The sequence below is a fragment of the Delftia sp. WSY_22 genome, from assembly GCF_043104185.1.
GTDB classification, from domain to species: domain Bacteria; phylum Pseudomonadota; class Gammaproteobacteria; order Burkholderiales; family Burkholderiaceae_C; genus Comamonas; species Comamonas tsuruhatensis.
Genome location: NZ_JBICKN010000053.1, coordinates 47821 through 66280, shown reverse-complemented (window position 1 = coordinate 66280; position 18460 = coordinate 47821). Strand labels below are relative to the sequence as shown.

Here is an 18460-nt window from a genome sequence, read left to right as displayed (position 1 = left end):
TTTTTCAGAGTTTCAATTTCAACCGGAGACATACGCATGAACATCGACCGCCGCCAATGGCTGGGCACCGCTGGAGCGGGTGCGCTGCTGGCCAGCCTGGGCCAGCAGGCCTGGGCGCAGGCCCAGGGCCCCATCGAGACCCTGAACATCATCACCGGCTTCGCGGCCGGAGGCACCTCGGACGCCATCTGCCGCCGCGTGGGCACCAAGCTGTCGGGCTATGCCAAGACCGCCGTGGTGGAAAACCGCACCGGCGCGGGCGGGCAGATCGCCATCAGCTACGTCAAGGGCCGGCCCGCAGACGGTGCCACCCTGCTGCAGACGCCCACGTCCATGCTGTCCATCTACCCGCACATCTACAAGAAGCTGCCCTATGACCCGGTGGCCGACCTGGCGCCAGTCACCGTGGGCTGCATCTTCGACTTCGGCTTTGCCGTCGGCCCCGCCGTGCCCGCCAGCGTGACCACCGTGCCCGAATTCTTCGCCTGGGCCAAGGCCAACCCCGCAGGCGCCAACTTCGGCTCGCCTGCGCCCGGCTCCACGCCGCACTTCATCGGCGCCCTGCTGGGCCAGCATGCCGGTGTGGACTTCAAGCACGCCGGCTACCGCGGCACCCAGCCGGCGCTGCTGGACATGCTGGGCGGCAACGTCTCCGCCGTCTGCGGCCCCGTGGGCGACATGCTGCAGCACCTGGCCGGCGGCAAGATGCGCATCCTGGGCGTCAGCGGCGCCAAGCGCAGCCGCTTCGCACCCCAGGTGCCCACGCTGGTGGAGCAGGGCTACAAGGACATGGCGCACAGCGAATGGTTCGCCTTCTTCGTGCCCGCCAAGACGCCTGCCGAGACCGTGCAGCGCCTGAACGGCCACATGCGCAAGGCCCTGGCCACGCCCGACGTGGTGGACAGCCTGGCCACCTTCGGCCTGGACGCCCAATCCTCCACCCCCGCCGAACTGGCCGCGCTGCTGCAGTCCGAGCTCGCCAAATGGGGCCCCATCGTCAAGCGCGTGGGATTCACAGCTGAGGGCTAAAAAGAACAAAACGGGCCGAGCGAAGCGAAGGCCCGCTCCATGCCCACTCCCCGTATGTCAGCGCAGGTTGCCCGCAGCGAAGCGGAGGGTCGCGGACATTCGGGTCGCCTGCTTTGATCTGACCTTTCTTGGCGAATCAAGAAAGGGCAGTCGGCCGCCGGGCCGAGACCCGGCCTCAGAAAAATACCACCCGGCAGGGTCAAAAACAGACCCACGTAAACCAAAGCCTCAGAACGGCAACGTCCCCTGCACATACAACGTCCGAGGCATCCCCACATACTTGCCCCCGTTGTTGTCCGTAGACCGCGTGTAGTACCTGCGATCAAACAGATTCTTGACCCCCACGGCCACCCGCAGATTGCCCAGCGACTTGCCAAAGTCATAGCCCGCACGCAGGCCCACGGTCGCAAACCCGGGAATATCACCCAGCCGCCCCGCAGCATCTTCCTGCGTCACATACTGCGTGCCCGACCCCGGAGAGCGCTGCTTCGATTGCGCGGCCAGGTCCGCATTCAGCGTCCACTGCCCCAGCGCATAGCGCGCCCACAGCTGGCCCGTGTGGCGCGAGTACAGCGGCAGGTCGCGCCCTGCGAAATCGCCGGCGCGCGAGACGGCCTCGGTATAGGTATAGGACACACCCGCCGTCAGCCCCTTGAGCGCGGCATTCCACTGGCCCAGGTCGTAGCGCAGCGAGGACTCGATGCCGCGGTGGCGCGTGGCGCCCAGGTCGGTCCAGATGCCGTCCACGCCCACGCGGGTCAGCAGCAGTTCCTTGTCGAAGTCGATGTTGAACAGCGTCAGCTCGGCGTTCAGCGCCGGGCTGTTGTAGTGCGTGCCCACCTCATAGGTCTTGGCCGATTCGGGATGCAGGCCGCGCTCGGTCTGGGCCAGCTGCGCATACTGCTGCGGTCCGAAGGACTTGCCCGCGTTGGCGAACAGCGACCACTGCGCATTCATGCGGTAGAGCACGGACAGCGTGGGCAGGAGCTCGCGTGCCTCGGCCTTGGGGAACAGCTGGCTGGTGACGGTGCTGCCGTCGGCGCCCAGGTTGCTGACGTTGTTGAAGGAGTTGATGCGTTCGTAGCGCACGCCGGGGGTGATGGTCCAGTTGCCGATGTCGATGCGGTCATCGATGTAGAAGGCATGGGCCGTGGTGCCGCCCTGGCTGGTCTGGTAGGGCGTGATCGGCAGGGCCATGGCGTTGGCCATGGTGGCGGGGTTGTAGTAGGCGGTGCGCAGCGCGACCTCGGAACTGCTTTCCTTGAGGTAGCGGTAGCCCACGCTGACTTCCTGCACCACGGAGCCGGTCTCGAACAGGCGCGAGTAGCGCGGCTCGATGCCGAAGTAGTGGTAGCTGCGCGGCGCGGCGGTCAGGCGGCGCTGGTTGGCGTTGTCCTGCTCGATGTGGCTGCCGCGGAACGAGTCCACGTAGTAGCCCAGCACCTCGAAGTTGTTGCGCCCGTCCTTGTGGTTGTACTTGAACGAGGCATCGGTGCGGCGGCCGTCGAAGCTGTCGTAGGAGCGCGTGGACTGGAACGGGTCGGCCGCGTACTGCGCCGTGGTCAGGCCGCCGGGCATGCGGCCCGAGCCCTCGAAGTGGTGCAGCGACACGGCGATGTCGTCCTGGGCCGAGATGCGGTAGGCGCCCTTGAGCAGGATGTCGTCGATATCGGTCTTGTCATTGCCTGCGCGCCAGCCGTCGCCATGCGTGCCCGAGTACAGCAGGGCCAGGCCCAGGCCGGATTCGCTGGTGCCGCCCACGAAGAGGCTGGGCGTGGTCTTGGCATTGCCGCCGTGGCTGTAGAACTCGGTGCCCACCGAGGCCTCGGCCGCGAAGGTCTTGGGAATGGCGCGCGTGACGAAGTTGATGATGCCGCCCACGTTCTGGGGGCCGTAGCGCACCGAGCCCGCGCCGCGGATCACGTCCACCGACTCCAGGTTGCCCAGCGAGACGGGCGCCAGCGACAGCTGGGGCTGGCCGTAGGGCGCGTAGGAGACGGGCACGCCGTCCATCAGCACATAGGAGCGCGGCGACAGGCGTGCCGTCAGGCCGCGCACGCCGATGTTCAGGGACACATCGCTGCCGCCCGTGCCGTTGCTGTCCTGCACCTGCACGCCGGGCACCAGGCGCAGCACGTCGCGCAGGCTGGAGGCGCCGGTTTCCTCGATGCGCGCCCGCTCGACGATGGTGCGCGCGCCGGCATGGTCCAGCACTTTTTCCTCGCTGGGGTTGTCCAGCCAGTTGCCCGTGACGGTGATGGTGGACAGGCCGGCCTCGGGTGCGGTGGTGGTGGATGGTGCCTGTGCCGACGCCTGCAGCGACAGCAGGGCGGCGGCGACAGCGGCCGCGCAGCGTGTGAGCGTGGCGCAGTGATTGCTGGAAACCATGGAAAACTTCCTTTGTGCCTCTGGGAATGGTGCAGCGCTGAAGGGTCGGCTGGCAGGCTGCAGGACGCGTGGCGGCGGGCGAGGCGGAAGCAGGAGACAAGGACCGGTCAGCATGCATGGCGGCAATGCCGGTTCGGTGCGCGAGTCTAAATGAGAATCATCCAGCCGGCACCAGGCTGGCAGCAGCTGCGCGGGGTCGCGTTGCCCGGGCGCTACAGCGCAGCAGGTGCCGCCAGCGCAGCGGGCGCTTACCCTGCTGCTTTTGCTGCGGGAAGGGACTGCATTGCGCGAGCCAGCTCGCCCAGCGTGGCCAGGGCCTGCCCGGTCTCGTCGCTCCAGTCATGGCCGTAGTTCAGCCGCAGGCAATGGCCGAAGGCCTGCGAGGCCGAGAAGATCGGCCCCGGCGCCACGCTGATGCCGCGCGCCAGCGCTGCGCGGTGCAGGGCCAGCGCATCGCAGTACGGCGGCAGCTCTATCCACATGAAGTAGCCGCCCTCGGGCCGCGTGGCCCGCGTGCCTTGCGGAAAGTGGCGGGCAATAGCCGATGCCATGTGGTCCCGCTGCAGGGCCAGGCTCTGGCGCAGGCGGCGCAGGTGGCGGTCCACGCCACCGCTTTCCAGGTAGTCGGCCAGCGCCTGCTGGCTGGGGGCATTGGTGGCCAGCGTGGTGGTGAGCTTTTGCCGCGCCACGGCGCGCGTGAAGCGGCCCGGAGCGGTCCAGCCCACGCGCCAGCCGGGCGCCAGGCACTTGGAGAACGAGGCGCAGTGCAGCACCCAGCCCTCGGTGTCGAAGGCCTTGGCCGGTGGCGGGCGGTGTTCGCCAAAGTACAGCTCGCCGTAGACATCGTCCTCGATCAGCGGCAGCTGGTGGCGCGTGGCCAGTTCCACCAGGGCCTTCTTGCGCGCCTCGGGCATCAGGCTGCCCAGCGGATTCTGGAAGCTGGTCATCAACCAGATGGCCTGGGGCCGGTGGCGCTGCACGGCGGTCTCCAGCGCGGCCAGGTCCATGCCTTCGCCGGGATGCGTGGGCACCTCGATGGCGGACAGCCCCATGCGCTCCAGAGCCTGCAGCGCGCCGTAGAAGCAGGGCGATTCGATGACCACGGCGCCACCGGGCCGCGTGACGGCGGCCAGACACAGGTTCAGTGCCTCCAGCGCGCCATTGGTGATGACCAGGTCGGACGGTGACAGTGCCAGACCGTCGGCCAGGTAGCGCCGCGCGATCTGGCGTCGCAATGCCATGCTGCCGGGCGTGAGGTCGTCGAGGGCGCTGCGCGGATCGGCCTGGCGCGCGGCGCGGGCCAGGGCCTGGCCCAGGCGCTGCAGCGGGAACAGGCGTGGCGAGGGAAAGGCCGAGCCCAGCGGCACGACATCGCGGTCCATGGACGATTCCAGAACCTCGAACACCCGCTCGCTCACATCGACCACGGCAAAGCGCTCGCCCGGGGGGGCCGACAGCTGCGTGGGCTCGGGCGGGGCGCTGTGCGGCCGCGCCGCGACGAAGTAGCCCGAGCGCTCGCGCGCGCGCACCAGGCCGCGTGCCTCCAGCAGGTAGTAGGCCTGGAACACCGTGGAGGCGCTGACGCCGCGCCGCTCGCTGGTGTGACGCACGGAGGGCAGCTTGTCGCCCGCGCGCAGCACGCCTGCGGCGATGGAGGCCTCGATATCGTCGGCCAGTTCCTGGTAGCGCGTCATGCCTGGGGAGGTCGCGGCCCGGGGATCAGCCCTGTTCGGCCAGCAGTTCCTGCAAGGCCTTGATCTGCTGGCGCAGGCGCTCGTTCTCGGCTTCAAGTTCGTTCACGCGCTGCTGCAGTTCCTCGGGCGAGGCGGTCACGGCCGCACCTTCGCCGTCGGCAGCGTCGGCTTCGGGCTTGGCGGCCTTGGGCTTTTTCTTCGCATCGCGCACGCGCTTGGCGGCCTGCTTGAGTTCGTCGGCGCCGGCGGCGGCCACGGCCTGCTGCTCATCCACGGGCAGGCTGGCGACCACGGCGGCGGTGCTCAGCGAGATGTCGCCCGAGCGCACGGCGGCCACCACTTCGGGCGCGGCCTTTTGCTGGATGGTCTCGATCAGCTTGACCTGGCTGCTGGACAGGCGGGCCACGCGGGCCAGGGCCTCGCGCGTGTCCAGGGCCTCATCGGGCACCTTGGCCACGCTGGCCAGGGCGGCGGCGACCACGGGGTCGGTCTCGCCTTCCCAGGGCGCTTCGCCTTCGGGCTGGGCCGGCGCCTCGGCCTTGGCCGCCATCACGGCGGCGGCAGCGGCCGAGCGGCGGGCCGCAATGATCTCGCGCTTGCGCAGCGCCAGCACGCCGCGCTGGAAGTCGGACACGCTGCGGCGGCCCAGGTGCTGGTCGATCATCCACAGGTGCACGTCGTCCATGTTCTTGAACTGCGTGGCCTGGATGGTGTTGAAGGGCAGGCCGTGCTTCTGGCAGATGGCGTAGCGGTTGTGGCCGTCGATGAGCAGGTCGTTCCAGAGCACGAGCGCATCGCGGCAGCCCTCGGCCAGGATGCTGCGCTCCAGCGCGTCGAGTTCATCGGGGGTCAGCGGGTCGATGTAGGCCTTGAGTTCTTCGTTGACGACGATGTCCATGGCAGTGCAGAAATGAGGAATGAAAGAAAAAGGCGCCCGCTCCAGGCCATTGCGGCAATGGACCTGGACGGCCGCCAAGAAGAAAAACTGGAAGCAGGGGCGAAGCCCGCCCTCAGAGCAGGCGCGAGATCAGCGCGCCTTCAGCCGGGCCTTCCAGGGGGATGCGCACGCGCACCGGGTTGCCCTGGGCCACCTGCACGGGCTCGCCGTCGAGGTTGAACATCTTCTCCAGCAGCACCTGGCGGTTGCCCTGGGGGTGGATGATCTCCAGCGTGTCGCCCACCGAGAAGCGGTTCTTGGTCTCCACCTCGGCCATGCCGTCGGCATAGCTGCGCACTTCGCCCACGAAGTGGCTGCGCTGCAGCACCGAGTGGCCGGTCTCGTAGTTCTGGTAGTCCTGCGAGGGACGGCGCTCCAGCAGGCCGCCCGTGTAGCCCCGGTTGGCCAGGCCTTCGAGCTCGGTGATCAGGTGCGGGTTGAAGGGGCGGCCGGCCACGGCATCGTCGATGGCGCGGCGGTAGACCTGGGCCGTGCGTGCCACGTAGTACAGGCTCTTGGTGCGGCCCTCGATCTTGAGCGAGTCCACGCCGATCTTCACCAGGCGCTCCACATGCTCCACGGCGCGCAGGTCCTTGGAGTTCATGATGTAGGTGCCGTGCTCGTCTTCCATGATGGGCATCAGCTCGCCGGGGCGGCCCTTTTCCTCCAGCAGGTAGACCTGCTCGGCCTTGGGGTGGCGCGCGCCGTCGCCGCAGGTGCTGGTGAACTGGCTGTCGGCTTCCTCGCGGGCCTTCTCGAAGCTGAAGTCCTGCTCCATGGTCTGGGCCAGGGCCTCGCCGGTATTGGGGTCCACGGCCGCGTCATGCGTCTTGTAGTCCCAGCGGCAGGCATTGGTGCAGGTGCCCTGGTTGGGATCGCGCCGGTTGAAGTAGCCCGACAGCAGGCAGCGGCCCGAGTAGGCGATGCACAGCGCGCCGTGCACGAAGACCTCGATCTCCATGTCCGGGCATTCCTGGCGGATCTTCTCGATCTCGTCCAGCGACAGCTCGCGCGACAGGATGATGCGCGAGACGCCGGCCTTCTGCCAGAACTTCACCGTGGCCCAGTTGGTGGTGTTGGCCTGCACCGAGAGATGGACCTCGGTCTCGGGCCACTTTTCCTTGACCATCATGATCAGGCCGGGGTCGGCCATGATCAGCGCGTCGGGCTTGCACTCGATCACGGGCTCGATGTCGCGGATATAGGTGCGCACCTTGTCGTTGTGGGCGATCAGGTTGCTGGTGACGAAGAATTTCTTGCCCCGCGCATGCGCCTCGGAGATGCCCTGGGCGATCTGTTCGAGGCGGAATTCGTTGTTGCGTGCGCGCAGGCTGTAGCGGGGTTGCCCGGCGTAGATGGCGTCGGCGCCAAAGTCGTAGGCCGCGCGCATCTTGTCGAGCGAGCCGGCCGGCAGCAGCAGTTCGGGGGCTTTGAGGGTCATGATCCCCGTATTGTCCTGCATAGCGCTTTCCAACATGGTTCGCTAAGGCTCAGGCGAGCCAAGCCCTTGCAGATGCTCCAGCAACTGCCTTGCATGGGCGGGCAACTGGTCTTCCCGGGCCGTGCACAGCAGCAGCTGGCGCCGGGCCCAGGCATCGCTCAAGGGCACGGCGCGGGCGCCGCTGGCCGGGGCCAGGCGCTGCGCGGCTGCCGCCGGCATGACGGCCACGCCCACGCCCTGGCCCACCAGCTGGCAGATGCTGTCCAGGTGCTGCAGCTGGGCACGCCAGCGCAACTGCCCTTCCGACGGCCCCCCCAGCAAGGCGGCCTGCTGGCGCACCAGCATCTGCAGGGCGGCATCGTGCGGCAGGCCCACCCAGTCTTCGGCCAGCAGGTCCTGCAAGGCCAGCCGTTTGCGCCGAGCCAGGCGGTGGCCGCGCGGCAGCACGGCCACCAGCGGGTCGGGGCGCCAGGGCGTGGCCTGCAGGCCGGTGGTGTCCTGCGCATCGCTGGCCACGCCGATGTCGCACAGGCCCTGGCGCAGCCGGTCCAGCACTTCGGCGCTGCCGCATTCCTGCAGCTCCAGCGCCACGCGCGGGTGGCTGCGCAGAAAGCCCGCCACGGCCAGCGGCAGGTGCTCGCCCACGGCCGAGGTGTTGCCGCAGACGCGCACATGGCCGGCCAGCCCCGCGCCGTACTCGGCCATGTCGCCGCGCAGGCGCTGCATCTGTGCCAGCACGCTGCGCGCATGCTGGCCCAGCGTGTGGCCGGCCGCCGTGGGCCGCACGCCGCGCGCCTGGCGCGCGAGCAGGGCGCAGCCCAGTTGCGCCTCCATGCCGCGCACGCGCTCGCTGGCCGAGGCCAGCGTCATGTGCGAGCGCCCGGCCGCCGCGGTGAGCGTGCCGCAGTCGAGGATGTGGACGAACAGCTGCAGGTCGGTGAGGTCGAATCGCATGGCCTGTGGTGCTGAAGGATCAGGCCATGCCTGAGCCTTGGTTTGAAGATTCCCGATTGTGATCCCTTTGTTGGTGCACGAGCATGGCGCCATGAGGTTCAGGAAGGGCCTGAGCCAAGTCGGTGGAAAGTGCAGGGTGGCCGTGATGTGGGATGCGTGGTGGGTGCTGGCGGCGGCGGTGGCCGTGTTCGGGCTGGCCGGTGTCGTCAAGGGAGTAGTGGGCCTGGGCCTGCCCACGGTGTCCATGGCGCTGCTGGCGCTGTTCATGCCGGCCGGGCAGGCGGCGGCCTGGCTGCTGCTGCCGTCCCTGGTGACCAATGTGGTGCAGATGCGGCCCCTGCCATCGCTGCGGCCGCTGCTGCGGCGCCTGGGCTGGATGCAGCTGGGCATTGTCGCGGGCACGGTGGGCGGCATGCTGTGGTGGGGCCCGGTGGGCGAGGCCGCCGTGGCGCGCACGGCGCTGGGCGTGGCCCTGGTTGTGTATGCCCTGTGGGGCCTGTGGGGGCCGGGCCTGCAGTTGCCGCAGAGGCATCAGGCCTGGCTGGGCCTGTTGTGTGGTCTGCTGACGGGCGGGATCACGGCGCTGACCGGCGTGTTCGTGGTGCCGGCCGTGGCCTTTTTGCAATCGCTGGCGCTGGGCCGGCAGGCGCTGATGCAGGCCATGGGCCTGTGCTTCACGGTGTCCACGCTGGCGCTGGGCGCGGGCATGGCGCTGGCGCAGGGGCCGGGCCATGCCGCTTCGTCCTGGACGGGCTGGGGGGCCACGGCCCTGGTTTCCGCGCTGATGCTGCTGCCCGCCCTGGCCGGCATGGCCTGGGGCGAGCGGCTGCGCCAGTCGCTGTCGCCCCAGGTCTTCAAGCGCGTGCTGATGTTGGGCCTGCTGGCCCTGGGCATCTACATGTGCGCCAGGGGCTAGCCCCGGGCGTTCAGGCGCGGAACACCTTCACGGGGCTGCCGCGCTCCACCTCCCAGTGCAGCTGGCTGCGCGTGCGCCGGGCCTGGCCCTCGCCCTGCGCGTTGAGGCGCGCCAGCTTCAGGGCCAGCAGCTCGCGCGCCAGCCGCTTGTTGGCGTGCTGGCTGCGCTCGCTCATGACCTTCACCGAGATCCCGCTGGGCACATGCAGGGCATGGACGGCGGAGTCCGTGGTGTTGACATGCTGGCCGCCCTTGCCCGAGGCCTTGCAGGCCTGGAAGACGATTTCGCCGTCTGCCGGCAATTGCCGGGGCGGCTCGCACTTCTGCACGGCAACAAACCAGTTCCTGCGCGGGTGATGGGGCCGCAGGGGACTGTCGAAGACCCACTGGATGGTGCCCAGCCAGGCGCCCAGCGTGCCGTGAAGCAGGCCGGTGTCGCCCTCGCAGCGCAGCAGCACGGACCTGTAGCCGGCCGGCGTGGGCGTTTCCTCCAGCACGTCCACGGCGATGCCGCTGGCGGCGCAGTCGCGCAGCAGCTCGCGCAGGGTCAGGCGCACGGCATGCTCGCACTCGGCGGGGCCGTGGGATGCGGTCAGCTGGATCAGCAGCATTGCATGGCTCCCTTCTTGTAGGTCAGCAGGGGGCGCAGCCGCGCCACCAACTGCACCAGGCCGGCTTCCTGCAGGCTGGCGACGACGGAGTCCACGTCCTTGTAGGCCTGGGGGGCCTCCTCGTAGACCAGTTCGCGGTCGGCGCAGACCACGGCGCTGCCGAATTTTGTGCGCAGCAGTTCGTCCAGCGTGAAGCGCGGGCGCAGGCGGCCCATGCAATCGGTACGTGCCCACTTGCGGCCCGCGCCGTGCGCCAGCGAGTGCAGTGCCTCGTCACGCCCGGCCACGGGCCGCACAAGGTAGCTGTAGTCGCCGCGCGAACCCGGGATCACCACCAGACCCTGGTCGGCCGGCGTGGCGCCCTTGCGGTGCAAAAAGCCGTCTTCGCCGCGCCAGTGGTGGGCGATCACGTGGTTGTGGGTGATGTCCAGCAGGGCCTGGCCGCGCGTGCGCAGGGCGCGCAGCAGGCGTGCCGCAATGCTGGCGCGGTTCAGTTGGGCGAAGGCGATGGCGGCCGCGTGCTGGCGCAGGTACTGCGTGGCGGCATCGCTGCTGGCGGCCAGGCCGTCGTGGCTGAAGGCCTCCACATGGGCGCGCAGGATGGCGCCGCCCAGCCCGCGCGAGCCGCTGTGCACCATGAGGTGCACGCGCTTCCTGTCGAGCGCGCCGTCCTCGTACAGCGTGTCCACCACCTGCAGTTCGGCAAAGTGGTTGCCGCCGCCAATGGTGCCCAGGCTGTCCTGCAGATACGCCAGGTCGGCCACGCCGCTGGCCTGGGCGATGTGCTCCAGCTGCTGCATGTCCACGGCGTCCAGCAGTTCCTGGGGCAGGGGGCCGTCGATGTTGCCCACCGCCTTTTCCAGCTTGGGAGCCGAGGTCTTGTGCGCTGCCAGCTCCGTGCTGTACAGCGACATGCCGCAGCCGATGTCGCCGCCGACCAGGGCCGGGTAGAAGCGACCCACGGAAAAGAAGGCTGCCCCTACCGGGTAGCCCCGGCCCGGGTGCAGGTCCGGCAGGCCCACGGCTGCGCGCATGCCGGCCAGGTTGCGGGCCGTTGTTTGAAGTTGTTGGATGGCGGCGTCTTCAATCCAGACGCCGCGGTTGGCGAACACCTGAAGATGGATGTCCGGCCCCCCTGAGTCGCTGCGCGCCTTCCCCCCTCTCGCTTCGCGGGGGGAGACGACACCCTCGGTGCGGGGCGGCCCTTCCTCGGTGTCTCTGGCTTGAGTGATTGCGGGTGCCGCGTTTGCGCCACGGAATACTATGGAATTGCCCATGAATGGCTTTCGATCGAGTGCTTGGGGCACATTCCGGCAGATGCGGAATGCGCAATGGGCAGTCGCCGCAAGCTCGATGGACAGGCATCAGGAAAAGCGCACGCGCAGCCGAAAGCCGGGCCTCTTGCGGGGCCGGGAATCAGGTCTGCAGCGTGGCCTGGAGGCGCTAGGGCTTCAAGCGTGCACGACTGCAAAGGGACGTGTCGAATGGGACATGGGTTCTCTCCTTTGCGATGGTGGACGGGTGCCGCGAATGCGGCAAAGACGGGGATGCTAGGGACAAGCGGCCGGTGCCGCAAGCGAAGTCGCAGGCGCGTGGCGGATTGCATACAACGCAAGATGGAAAAAGCCCCACCGGCAGGTACCGGCGGGGCTTTTTGATGAAGGGCCCGTGTCCGTTCAGTCCTGCGGGCGGAATCCGATGACCAGGTCCGAAGGCACGCGGCCATCGATGTCGCGCGGCAGCGTCTCGGTCTTTTGCAGCGCGCGGATGACGGCATCGTCCCAGGCCTTGTTGCCGCTGGACTTGGCGATGGTGGCGCCGGTGATGGTGCCATCGGGTGCGGTGCGCACGCGCACCTCGGCACGCGGGTTGCCGCTGATGGCGTCCGGGTAGACGATGTTGGGTTTGACGCGCGCGGCCACCTTGGCGCCATAGCCGGCCGAGGGGCCTCCGGCGGAGCTGCCCGAGCCGCCGCTCTTGCTGCCACCGGCGCCTTCGCCGGCCGAGCCGCCGCTGCCGGCCAGGCCCTGCATGCGGCGGATGTTCTCCAGGCGGCGTGCCTCGGCTTCCTTGGCCTCGCGTGCTTCCTTGGCGGCCTGTTCCTTCTTGCGCTTGTCCTCGGCGGCCTTCTTCTCGGCTTCTGCCTTGGCGGCCTTTTCGGCCTTTTCTTTCTCCGCCTTCTCGGCTTTCTCGCGCTCGGCCTTGTCCTTGGCAGCTTTTTCCTTGTCCGCCTTTTCCTTTTCGGCCTTGTCCTTCTTTTGCTGCTCCAGGCGGTCCTTGCGGTCCTGCTCGGCCTTGTCCTTTTTCTGCTGCTCCAGCTTGTCGCGGCGGTCCTTCTCGGCTTTTTCCGCCTTCTCGCGCTCGGCCTTGTCCTTGGCCGCCTTCTCGGCCTTTTCCTTGTCCAGGCGCTCCTGGCGTTCCTTCTCGCGCTGCTCGCGGGCGGCCTGTTCGGCGCGCTCCTTCTTTTGCTGCTCGATCTTGCGCTTCTTCTCCAGCGCGATCTCGGCCTCGCGGTCGTCGTCCACGGCCTGCGGCTTGGGAGGTGGGGGCGGCGCAATCACCGGCGCGGGCGGCGGCGGTGGCGGCTGGGGAATGGGCTCGGGCGCAGGTGGCGGGGGAGGCGCGGGCACGGGCAGGGCAGGGGCCGGCGCGGCCGTGGACCAGAACTCGGCCTCGACCATGGGCTCGTCGGCCTGCTTCGGGGGGCGCACGGTCCACAGCATGGCGGCCACGAGCAGCCCGTGCGCGGCCACGGCCATGGCCCACGAACGGGTGCGGCCGCGCGTGCGCGGCGGTGCGAACTGGTCGTGGTCTTGCAGGTTGGGCATGGAGTCGAAGGCGGGCGGCGCTGCTTACTGGGAGGACTTGACGCCGAAGGCCACGCGCTTGACGCCGGCCGATTGCAGGGCCGACATGGCGGCCATCACGGTCTCGAAGGGCAGCTTCTTGTCGGCCGAGATCAGCACGGCGCTGTCGTCGCTTTGCTGGTCCTGCCAGCTCCTGGCGACCGCGCCCAGTTCCTGGATCGTGACGGTCTTGTCGGTGCTGCCGGCCTTGATGCGGATGCCGCCGTCCTTGTCGATCATCACGTCGGCGCGCTTCGGGGGCGTGCGCGCGGCCTTGCCGGCACTGGGCACGTTGATGGAGCCCGGCGTGAGCATCGGCGCTGTCACCATGAAGATGATGAGCAGCACCAGCATCACATCGATGAAGGGCACCATGTTGATCTCGTTGACGGTGCGGCGGCTGCGGCCGCCGCGCGAGGCTACTGCGGGCATGTGCTCACTCCTTGCAAACTGTGCGCGACTTCAATGGCCGGACGGGGTGCTGGAGCCGGTCGCACCCACGTTGCGCTGCAGGATGTTGGAGAACTCTTCGATGAAGGTTTCCTGCTGGCTGGCCACGCGGTCGATCTGGTGGGCGTAGCGGTTGTAGGCCGTGACGGCCGGGATGGCGGCGAACAGGCCCATGGCCGTGGCCACCAGCGCCTCGGCAATGCCGGGGGCCACGGTGGCCAGCGTGATCTGCTCCATGTTGGCAAAGCCGGTGAAGGCGTGCATCACGCCCCAGACGGTGCCGAACAGGCCCACGTAGGGAGAGACCGAGCCCACGGTGCCCAGGAAGGACAGGCCCGACTCGACCTCGTCCATCTCGCGCTGGAAGCTGGCGCGCATGGCGCGGCGGGTGCCGTCCATCAACTGGTTCACATCGGCGATGCGGCGCTCGCGCAGCTTCTGGTACTCGCGCATGCCGCTGGCGAAGATGCGTTCCATGGGGCCGCCCTGCTTGGCGTGGTGGGCCGCCGAGGCATAGAGGTCGTTGAGGCTGGTGCCCGACCAGAAGTCCTGCTCGAAGCCGTCGTTGAGCGTGCGCACGCGCTTCAAGGTCTGCGACTTGCGGAAGATGGTGGCCCAGCTGGCCACCGAGGCGCCCACAAGGATCAGCATGACCAGCTGCACGACCCAGCTGGCCTGCAGCACGAGGCTGAGTATGGACATGTCATGGGAGTTCATGAGAGTTGCTCCAGGATGCGGTTCGGAATTCTTGCGGGGCGCATGGTCGAGCCATCCACCCATCCAATGCGGATCGTGCCTTCGCACAACAGGGGCGGCGGCGCATTGCCATCGCCGGCGGATGCCAGCAGCGCCTGCTGGCGTATTGTCAGCGAAGCGCGGCCACTGCTTTGCAGCTCGGCGGTAACAAGGAGTTGGTCATCGAGCCGGGCCGCCCGCAGGTATTGCAGCTGGGCCTGGGTTACGACAAACATGCCGCCCGTTTGTTCCCGCAGCTGCTGCTGGCCTATGCCCAGGGCGCGCAGCCACTCGGTGCGGGCGCGCTCGAAGAACTTGAGGTAGTTGGCGTAGAACACGATGCCTCCGGCATCGGTGTCCTCCCAGTAGACGCGGATGGGAAATTCGAAGGCCATGTGCGGCGGCCCTCAGGCCAGCAGGCGCTGCAGGCGGCGCACGGCCTCCTGCAGCTGTTCCATGGAGTTGGCCGTCGAAAAGCGCACGAAGTCGGCGGTCTCGAACGTGCCGAAGTCGCGGCCCGGCGTGATGGCCAGGTGGGCGCGCTCCATGACGGCGTAGGCAAAGTCCCAGCTGCCCTGGACGCCGAGCCTGGCGGCAGCGGCACGGCAGTCGGCCCAGGCGTAGAAGGCGCCGTCGGGCTGTACGGGCACGGGCAGGCCCAGGGCCTCGAGCGCGGGGATGAAGAAGTCGCGCCGGGCCTTGAACTCGGCGCGGCGGCGTTCGTACTCGGCAATGGACTCGGGCTCGAAGCAGGCCAGGGCGGCGCGCTGCGAGACGGTGCTGGCGCAGATGAAGAGGTTCTGCGCCACGCGCTCGACCACGGGCACCATGGCCTCGGGCACCACCATCCAGCCCAGGCGCCAGCCCGTCATGTTGAAGTACTTGCTGAAGCTGTTGATGCTGATCACGTCCTCGCCCAGCGCCAGCGCGGTCTGGCCGAAAGCCGCATCGTACGAAAGGCCCAGGTAGATCTCGTCGATGATGGTCAGCCCGCCGCGGGCGCGCACCACGTCGAGGATGCGGCGCAGCTCGGCCGGCGCAATCGAGGTGCCGGTGGGGTTGGAGGGCGAGGCCAGCAGCACGCCGCGCGTGTGCGCGTTCCAGGCGGCCTCGACCTTGTCGGCGCTGAGCTGGTAGCGCTCGGCCGCCGTGGTCGGCACCATCACGGCCCGGCCTTCGGCTGCGCTCACGAAGTGGCGGTTGCAGGGATAGCTGGGATCGGGCATGAGGATTTCGTCGCCCGCGTCGATGGTCGCCAGGCAGGCCAGCTGCAGCGCGGCCGAGGCGCCGGCCGCGACCACGATGCGCCGCGCCGGCACATCCACGCCGAAGCGCTGCGCATACCAGTGGCTGATGCGCTCGCGCAGCTGGGGCAGGCCCAGGGCCGGCGTGTACTGCGTGGCGCCGTCCTGCACGGCACGGGCCGCAGCCTCCTGCACCAGCGGGGGCGCGGTGAAGTCGGGCTCGCCGATGTTCAGGAAGATCATCGGCGTGTCGCTGTCCGCGCAGCCGCGCGCCATCTCCTGCGCCGCCTTGGCGATCTCCATCACGTAAAAGGGCTCAATGCGGTCGGCGCGGATCGAAAACTTCATGACGGGTGAAATCCTGAAAGAGGCGCCCGCGCCCGGCAGGCGCGGGCGGGCCAGGGACGGCCGGATGCGGCGGGGCCTGTGCCCCGGTGGATGCAGGCGCGTGGCAGGACGCGCTTCAGCCGGCCTGGCCGGCCGCGTCGTCGGCCGCAGGTGCGGCCGGCGCAGCAGGCGCTGCGCTGCTCTTTGCGGCGCGGTCGTGTGCCACCTCATCGGCGCGCAGCGTGGGCGCCAGGCCGTTGAGCACGGCGTTCACGTACTTGTGGCCGTCGGTGCCGCCGAATTCCTTGGCCAGCTCGATGCACTCGTTGAGCACCACGCGCCAGGGCACGTCCATGCAGTGCTGGAATTCATAGACGCCTATCCACATGCTGGCGTGCTCGATGGGCGAGATCTCGGCCATGGTGCGGTCCAGCTTGGGGGCGATCAGTGCGTCCAGGTCCACCTGGGAGTTGATGCAGCCGCGCAGCAGCGCGTCGTAGTGCACCGAGTCGGCCTTGTGAAAGCCCGACAGGTCGCGCGTGAAGCGGTCGATGGCCTCCACGTCGTTGCCGCCCACCAGGTGCTGGTACAGGGCCTGCAGCGCGAATTCACGCGCGCGGCTGCGGTTGGACTTGGAGGCGGCCTTGCGCGCGCCGGTGCTGGTCAGGCCGGTGCGGCTCTGGCGGGGAGGGCGTGCGGAGGCCGGTGTGGAGTGTTCGTCGCTCATGGTCGGTCAATGGTTTGGAGCAGGTTGGCCATTTCCACGGCGACCCGGGCCGCGTCGCGTCCCTTTTCGGTCTGGCGTGCAATGGCCTGCTCGGTGTTCTCGGTGGTGATGATCGCGTTGGCGATCGGCAGCTGGTAGTCCAGGGCCAGGCGCGTGACACCCGCGCCCGATTCGTTGGCCACCAGCTCGAAGTGGTATGTCTCCCCACGGATGATGCAGCCCAGCGCCACCAGGGCGTCGTAGCGGTCGGACTCGGCCATCGCCTGCAGCGCCACGGGCACTTCGAGGGCGCCGGGCACGGTGACGTGGTCGATGTTTCCGGCCTGCACGCCCAGGGCCAGCAGCTCTTCGCGGCAGGCCTGGGTCAGGCTGTTGGTGATGCTTTCATTGAAGCGGGCCTGCACGATGCCAATGCGCAGTTGCGCACCATCAAGATTCAGGGCCTGGCCCTTTTCTGCGTTCAACATTTCTTATTCCTTGGGGATGTAGCCGCTGATTTCGAGGCCGTAGCCGGCCATGCTGGGCAGGCGGCGCGGCTGGCCCATGAGCTGCATGCGCTGCACGCCGCACTCGCGCAGGATCTGCGCGCCCACGCCATAGGTGCGCAGGTCCATGCGGCCGCGCTCGGGCGCCTGGGCGGCGCGTGCGCTGCCGTCGAACTGGGCCAGCAGCTGGTCGCCGCTTTCGCCGCAGTTGAGCAGCACGGCCACGCCGTGGCCCTGGCGGGCGATGTATTCGAGGCTGGTGTCCAGGCTCCAGGAATGCAGGGTGCGGCCGGTCTCCAGCGCGTCCAGCACGGACAGCGGCTCATGCACGCGCACGGGCACGGGCGTGTCGGCATCCCACTGGCCCTTGACCAGGGCCAGGTGCACGGACTGGCTGGGCAGGTCGCGGAAGGCATGGGCGATGAACTCGCCATGCGCCGTCTGCAGCGGGCGCTCGCCGACCTTGCTGAGCAGGGATTCGTTGCGGCTGCGGTACTGGATCAGGTCGGCAATGGTGCCGATCTTCAGGCCGTGCTCGGCCGCGAACAGCTGCAGGTCGGGCAGGCGGGCCATGGTGCCATCGTCCTTCATGATCTCGCAGATCACGGCGGCGGGGCTGCAGCCGGCCAGGGCGGCGAAGTCGCAGCCGGCCTCTGTATGGCCGGCGCGCATGAGCACGCCGCCGTCGACGGCTTGCAGCGGGAAGATGTGGCCCGGCTGGACCAGGTCCGTGGGCTTGGAGTCCTTGGCCACGGCGGCCTGCACGGTACGGGCGCGGTCGGCGGCGGAGATGCCGGTGGTCACGCCCTCGGCCGCTTCGATGGATACGGTGAAGGCCGTGCTGTACACGGTGCCGTTGCGCGCGGCCATGGGCGGCAGCTTCAGGTATTCGCAGCGCTCGCGCGTGAGCGTCAGGCAGATCAGGCCGCGGCCGAAGCGCGCCATGAAGTTGATCGCCTCGGGGGTGACATGGTCGGCGGCCAGCACCAGATCGCCTTCGTTCTCGCGGTCTTCCTCATCGACGAGGATGACCATGCGGCCCGCGCGCATGTCGGCAATGATGTCTTCCACCGGCGAGATGGGCACGGGGGACGTGGAGTTGTTCATGGAGTGCCTTCTGGAGGAGCCGGGTCGTGCGGACGGGGCGCGGCACACGCGCCGGCTTCCTCGGCCTGGCAGGCGTCAGAAGTGGGCTTCCAAAGAACGTGTGGCGCGGCGCAGCCGCTGTCGGCAATCGGCATGACCCGGAATGACCTTGCGAAAGCGCACATTCTATTCCAGCGGCCATCGGCCGCAGGCGGCGCGGGCTTTGGCCGGATTCAGGGGCCGGGGTCCTGCAGCACCACATCGCCTTCGGGATAGGCGATGCAGGGCAGCACGCAGCCCTCGGCCCGCTCCTCGCGCGTCACGCCCGGCCATTCGATCTCGTAGCGCACGCTGCCCGACACCAGCTGCCCGATGCAGGTGCGGCAGGTGCCGTTGCGGCAGGAACTGGGCCAGTCCACGCCGCCCTGCTCCAGCGAGTGCAACAGCGGCTGGTCGGCCCAGGCATCGACCTGCAGACCGCTGGGCGTGAGGCGGGCCGTGAAGAAGGGCGGGGAAAAAGGGGAGGAGGCGGGGGAATCCTGGCTCATGGTTATCAAGGGGGGGCTGCAATTCTGTGGGGCGAAGGGTGTT

Annotated in this window: 18 protein-coding genes; 2 read left to right on the top strand and 16 right to left on the bottom strand. The window is 68.8% G+C overall.

Features of this window, described 5'->3' with window-relative positions:
* Positions 1-36: 36 nt before the first annotated feature.
* A complete protein-coding gene (locus ACF8NF_RS22990) occupies positions 37-1029 on the top strand; it encodes a Bug family tripartite tricarboxylate transporter substrate binding protein (protein ID WP_012204371.1) in 993 nt (330 codons plus the stop codon).
* 228 nt (positions 1030-1257) lie between these two features.
* Here the strand turns inward: ACF8NF_RS22990 and ACF8NF_RS22985 are convergent, their stop codons facing one another.
* The 5 genes from ACF8NF_RS22985 to ACF8NF_RS22965 all read right to left on the bottom strand — a co-directional run bounded on the left by ACF8NF_RS22985 (position 1258) and on the right by ACF8NF_RS22965 (position 8443).
* A complete protein-coding gene (locus tag ACF8NF_RS22985; RefSeq protein ID WP_392418151.1) occupies positions 1258-3417 on the bottom strand; it encodes a TonB-dependent receptor family protein in 2160 nt (719 codons plus the stop codon).
* Between the two features lie 248 nt (positions 3418-3665).
* Positions 3666-5111, bottom strand: a complete 1446-nt coding sequence (locus tag ACF8NF_RS22980) for a PLP-dependent aminotransferase family protein (RefSeq protein WP_016450445.1) — start codon at positions 5109-5111, stop codon at positions 3666-3668.
* Between the two features lie 25 nt (positions 5112-5136).
* On the bottom strand, positions 5137-6009 hold the full coding sequence (locus tag ACF8NF_RS22975) for a hypothetical protein (RefSeq protein ID WP_016450446.1): 873 nt from the start codon (positions 6007-6009) through the stop codon (positions 5137-5139).
* Between the two features lie 112 nt (positions 6010-6121).
* Positions 6122-7510 (bottom strand): tRNA 5-hydroxyuridine modification protein YegQ, encoded by a 1389-nt coding sequence (gene yegQ, locus ACF8NF_RS22970; protein ID WP_016453913.1) that lies wholly within the window; start codon positions 7508-7510, stop codon positions 6122-6124.
* A gap of 21 nt (positions 7511-7531) precedes the next feature.
* Positions 7532-8443 (bottom strand): LysR family transcriptional regulator, encoded by a 912-nt coding sequence (locus ACF8NF_RS22965; RefSeq protein WP_392451317.1) that lies wholly within the window; start codon positions 8441-8443, stop codon positions 7532-7534.
* A 145-nt stretch (positions 8444-8588) separates the two neighbouring features.
* Here ACF8NF_RS22965 and ACF8NF_RS22960 point away from each other — a divergent pair, with 145 nt between their 5' ends.
* Entirely contained in the window at positions 8589-9359 is a 771-nt protein-coding gene (locus ACF8NF_RS22960) for a sulfite exporter TauE/SafE family protein (RefSeq protein ID WP_047473983.1), read from the top strand.
* A gap of 10 nt (positions 9360-9369) precedes the next feature.
* On the opposite strand, the gene prfH is transcribed toward ACF8NF_RS22960, so the two are convergent.
* From prfH to ACF8NF_RS22905, 11 genes are all read right to left on the bottom strand, one after another.
* Positions 9370-9969 (bottom strand): peptide chain release factor H, encoded by a 600-nt coding sequence (prfH, locus tag ACF8NF_RS22955; protein WP_047218595.1) that lies wholly within the window; start codon positions 9967-9969, stop codon positions 9370-9372.
* Complete coding sequence (locus tag ACF8NF_RS22950; RefSeq protein WP_016450451.1) at positions 9960-11246, bottom strand: RNA ligase RtcB family protein; 1287 nt, start codon at positions 11244-11246, stop codon at positions 9960-9962. The genes prfH and ACF8NF_RS22950 overlap by 10 nt, the downstream gene beginning before the upstream one ends.
* 399 nt (positions 11247-11645) lie before the next feature.
* Positions 11646-12797 carry a cell envelope integrity protein TolA gene (gene tolA, locus ACF8NF_RS22945; RefSeq protein WP_392451316.1) on the bottom strand — a complete coding sequence of 384 codons (1152 nt, stop codon included), beginning with the start codon at positions 12795-12797 and terminating at the stop codon, positions 11646-11648.
* 24 nt (positions 12798-12821) lie between these two features.
* Positions 12822-13247, bottom strand: a complete 426-nt coding sequence (locus ACF8NF_RS22940) for a biopolymer transporter ExbD (protein ID WP_016453907.1) — start codon at positions 13245-13247, stop codon at positions 12822-12824.
* Between the two features lie 30 nt (positions 13248-13277).
* The gene (gene tolQ, locus ACF8NF_RS22935) at positions 13278-13982 is read right to left on the bottom strand and encodes a protein TolQ (protein WP_016450454.1); all 705 of its coding nucleotides are present in this window, start codon (positions 13980-13982) and stop codon (positions 13278-13280) included.
* Complete coding sequence (gene ybgC / locus ACF8NF_RS22930; RefSeq protein WP_016450455.1) at positions 13979-14395, bottom strand: tol-pal system-associated acyl-CoA thioesterase; 417 nt, start codon at positions 14393-14395, stop codon at positions 13979-13981. Before ybgC ends, tolQ begins: the two co-directional genes overlap by 4 nt.
* A 12-nt stretch (positions 14396-14407) precedes the next feature.
* Positions 14408-15592, bottom strand: a complete 1185-nt coding sequence (locus ACF8NF_RS22925; RefSeq protein ID WP_151020775.1) for a pyridoxal phosphate-dependent aminotransferase — start codon at positions 15590-15592, stop codon at positions 14408-14410.
* 115 nt (positions 15593-15707) lie between these two features.
* Positions 15708-16298 (bottom strand): transcription antitermination factor NusB, encoded by a 591-nt coding sequence (gene nusB / locus ACF8NF_RS22920; RefSeq protein WP_016453904.1) that lies wholly within the window; start codon positions 16296-16298, stop codon positions 15708-15710.
* Positions 16295-16765: a 6,7-dimethyl-8-ribityllumazine synthase gene (ribH, locus tag ACF8NF_RS22915; RefSeq protein ID WP_016450458.1), complete on the bottom strand. Its 471-nt coding sequence runs from the start codon at positions 16763-16765 to the stop codon at positions 16295-16297. The genes nusB and ribH overlap by 4 nt, the downstream gene beginning before the upstream one ends.
* A gap of 3 nt (positions 16766-16768) precedes the next feature.
* Entirely contained in the window at positions 16769-17890 is a 1122-nt protein-coding gene (gene ribBA / locus ACF8NF_RS22910; RefSeq protein WP_061289589.1) for a bifunctional 3,4-dihydroxy-2-butanone-4-phosphate synthase/GTP cyclohydrolase II, read from the bottom strand.
* 212 nt (positions 17891-18102) lie between these two features.
* Positions 18103-18417, bottom strand: a complete 315-nt coding sequence (locus ACF8NF_RS22905) for a 2Fe-2S iron-sulfur cluster-binding protein (RefSeq protein WP_016450460.1) — start codon at positions 18415-18417, stop codon at positions 18103-18105.
* Positions 18418-18460: the final 43 nt, after the last annotated feature.

Coding starts and splice junctions, on each gene's coding strand:
- ACF8NF_RS22990 (WP_012204371.1), top strand. CDS start 37: ATGAACATCGACCGCCGCCAATGGCTGGGCACCGCTGGAGCGGGTGCG.
- ACF8NF_RS22985 (WP_392418151.1), bottom strand. CDS start 3,417: ATGGTTTCCAGCAATCACTGCGCCACGCTCACACGCTGCGCGGCCGCT.
- ACF8NF_RS22980 (WP_016450445.1), bottom strand. CDS start 5,111: ATGACGCGCTACCAGGAACTGGCCGACGATATCGAGGCCTCCATCGCC.
- ACF8NF_RS22975 (WP_016450446.1), bottom strand. CDS start 6,009: ATGGACATCGTCGTCAACGAAGAACTCAAGGCCTACATCGACCCGCTG.
- yegQ (WP_016453913.1), bottom strand. CDS start 7,510: ATGCAGGACAATACGGGGATCATGACCCTCAAAGCCCCCGAACTGCTG.
- ACF8NF_RS22965 (WP_392451317.1), bottom strand. CDS start 8,443: ATGCGATTCGACCTCACCGACCTGCAGCTGTTCGTCCACATCCTCGAC.
- ACF8NF_RS22960 (WP_047473983.1), top strand. CDS start 8,589: ATGTGGGATGCGTGGTGGGTGCTGGCGGCGGCGGTGGCCGTGTTCGGG.
- prfH (WP_047218595.1), bottom strand. CDS start 9,969: ATGCTGCTGATCCAGCTGACCGCATCCCACGGCCCCGCCGAGTGCGAG.
- ACF8NF_RS22950 (WP_016450451.1), bottom strand. CDS start 11,246: ATGGGCAATTCCATAGTATTCCGTGGCGCAAACGCGGCACCCGCAATC.
- tolA (WP_392451316.1), bottom strand. CDS start 12,797: ATGCCCAACCTGCAAGACCACGACCAGTTCGCACCGCCGCGCACGCGC.
- ACF8NF_RS22940 (WP_016453907.1), bottom strand. CDS start 13,247: ATGCCCGCAGTAGCCTCGCGCGGCGGCCGCAGCCGCCGCACCGTCAAC.
- tolQ (WP_016450454.1), bottom strand. CDS start 13,982: ATGAACTCCCATGACATGTCCATACTCAGCCTCGTGCTGCAGGCCAGC.
- ybgC (WP_016450455.1), bottom strand. CDS start 14,395: ATGGCCTTCGAATTTCCCATCCGCGTCTACTGGGAGGACACCGATGCC.
- ACF8NF_RS22925 (WP_151020775.1), bottom strand. CDS start 15,592: ATGAAGTTTTCGATCCGCGCCGACCGCATTGAGCCCTTTTACGTGATG.
- nusB (WP_016453904.1), bottom strand. CDS start 16,298: ATGAGCGACGAACACTCCACACCGGCCTCCGCACGCCCTCCCCGCCAG.
- ribH (WP_016450458.1), bottom strand. CDS start 16,765: ATGTTGAACGCAGAAAAGGGCCAGGCCCTGAATCTTGATGGTGCGCAA.
- ribBA (WP_061289589.1), bottom strand. CDS start 17,890: ATGAACAACTCCACGTCCCCCGTGCCCATCTCGCCGGTGGAAGACATC.
- ACF8NF_RS22905 (WP_016450460.1), bottom strand. CDS start 18,417: ATGAGCCAGGATTCCCCCGCCTCCTCCCCTTTTTCCCCGCCCTTCTTC.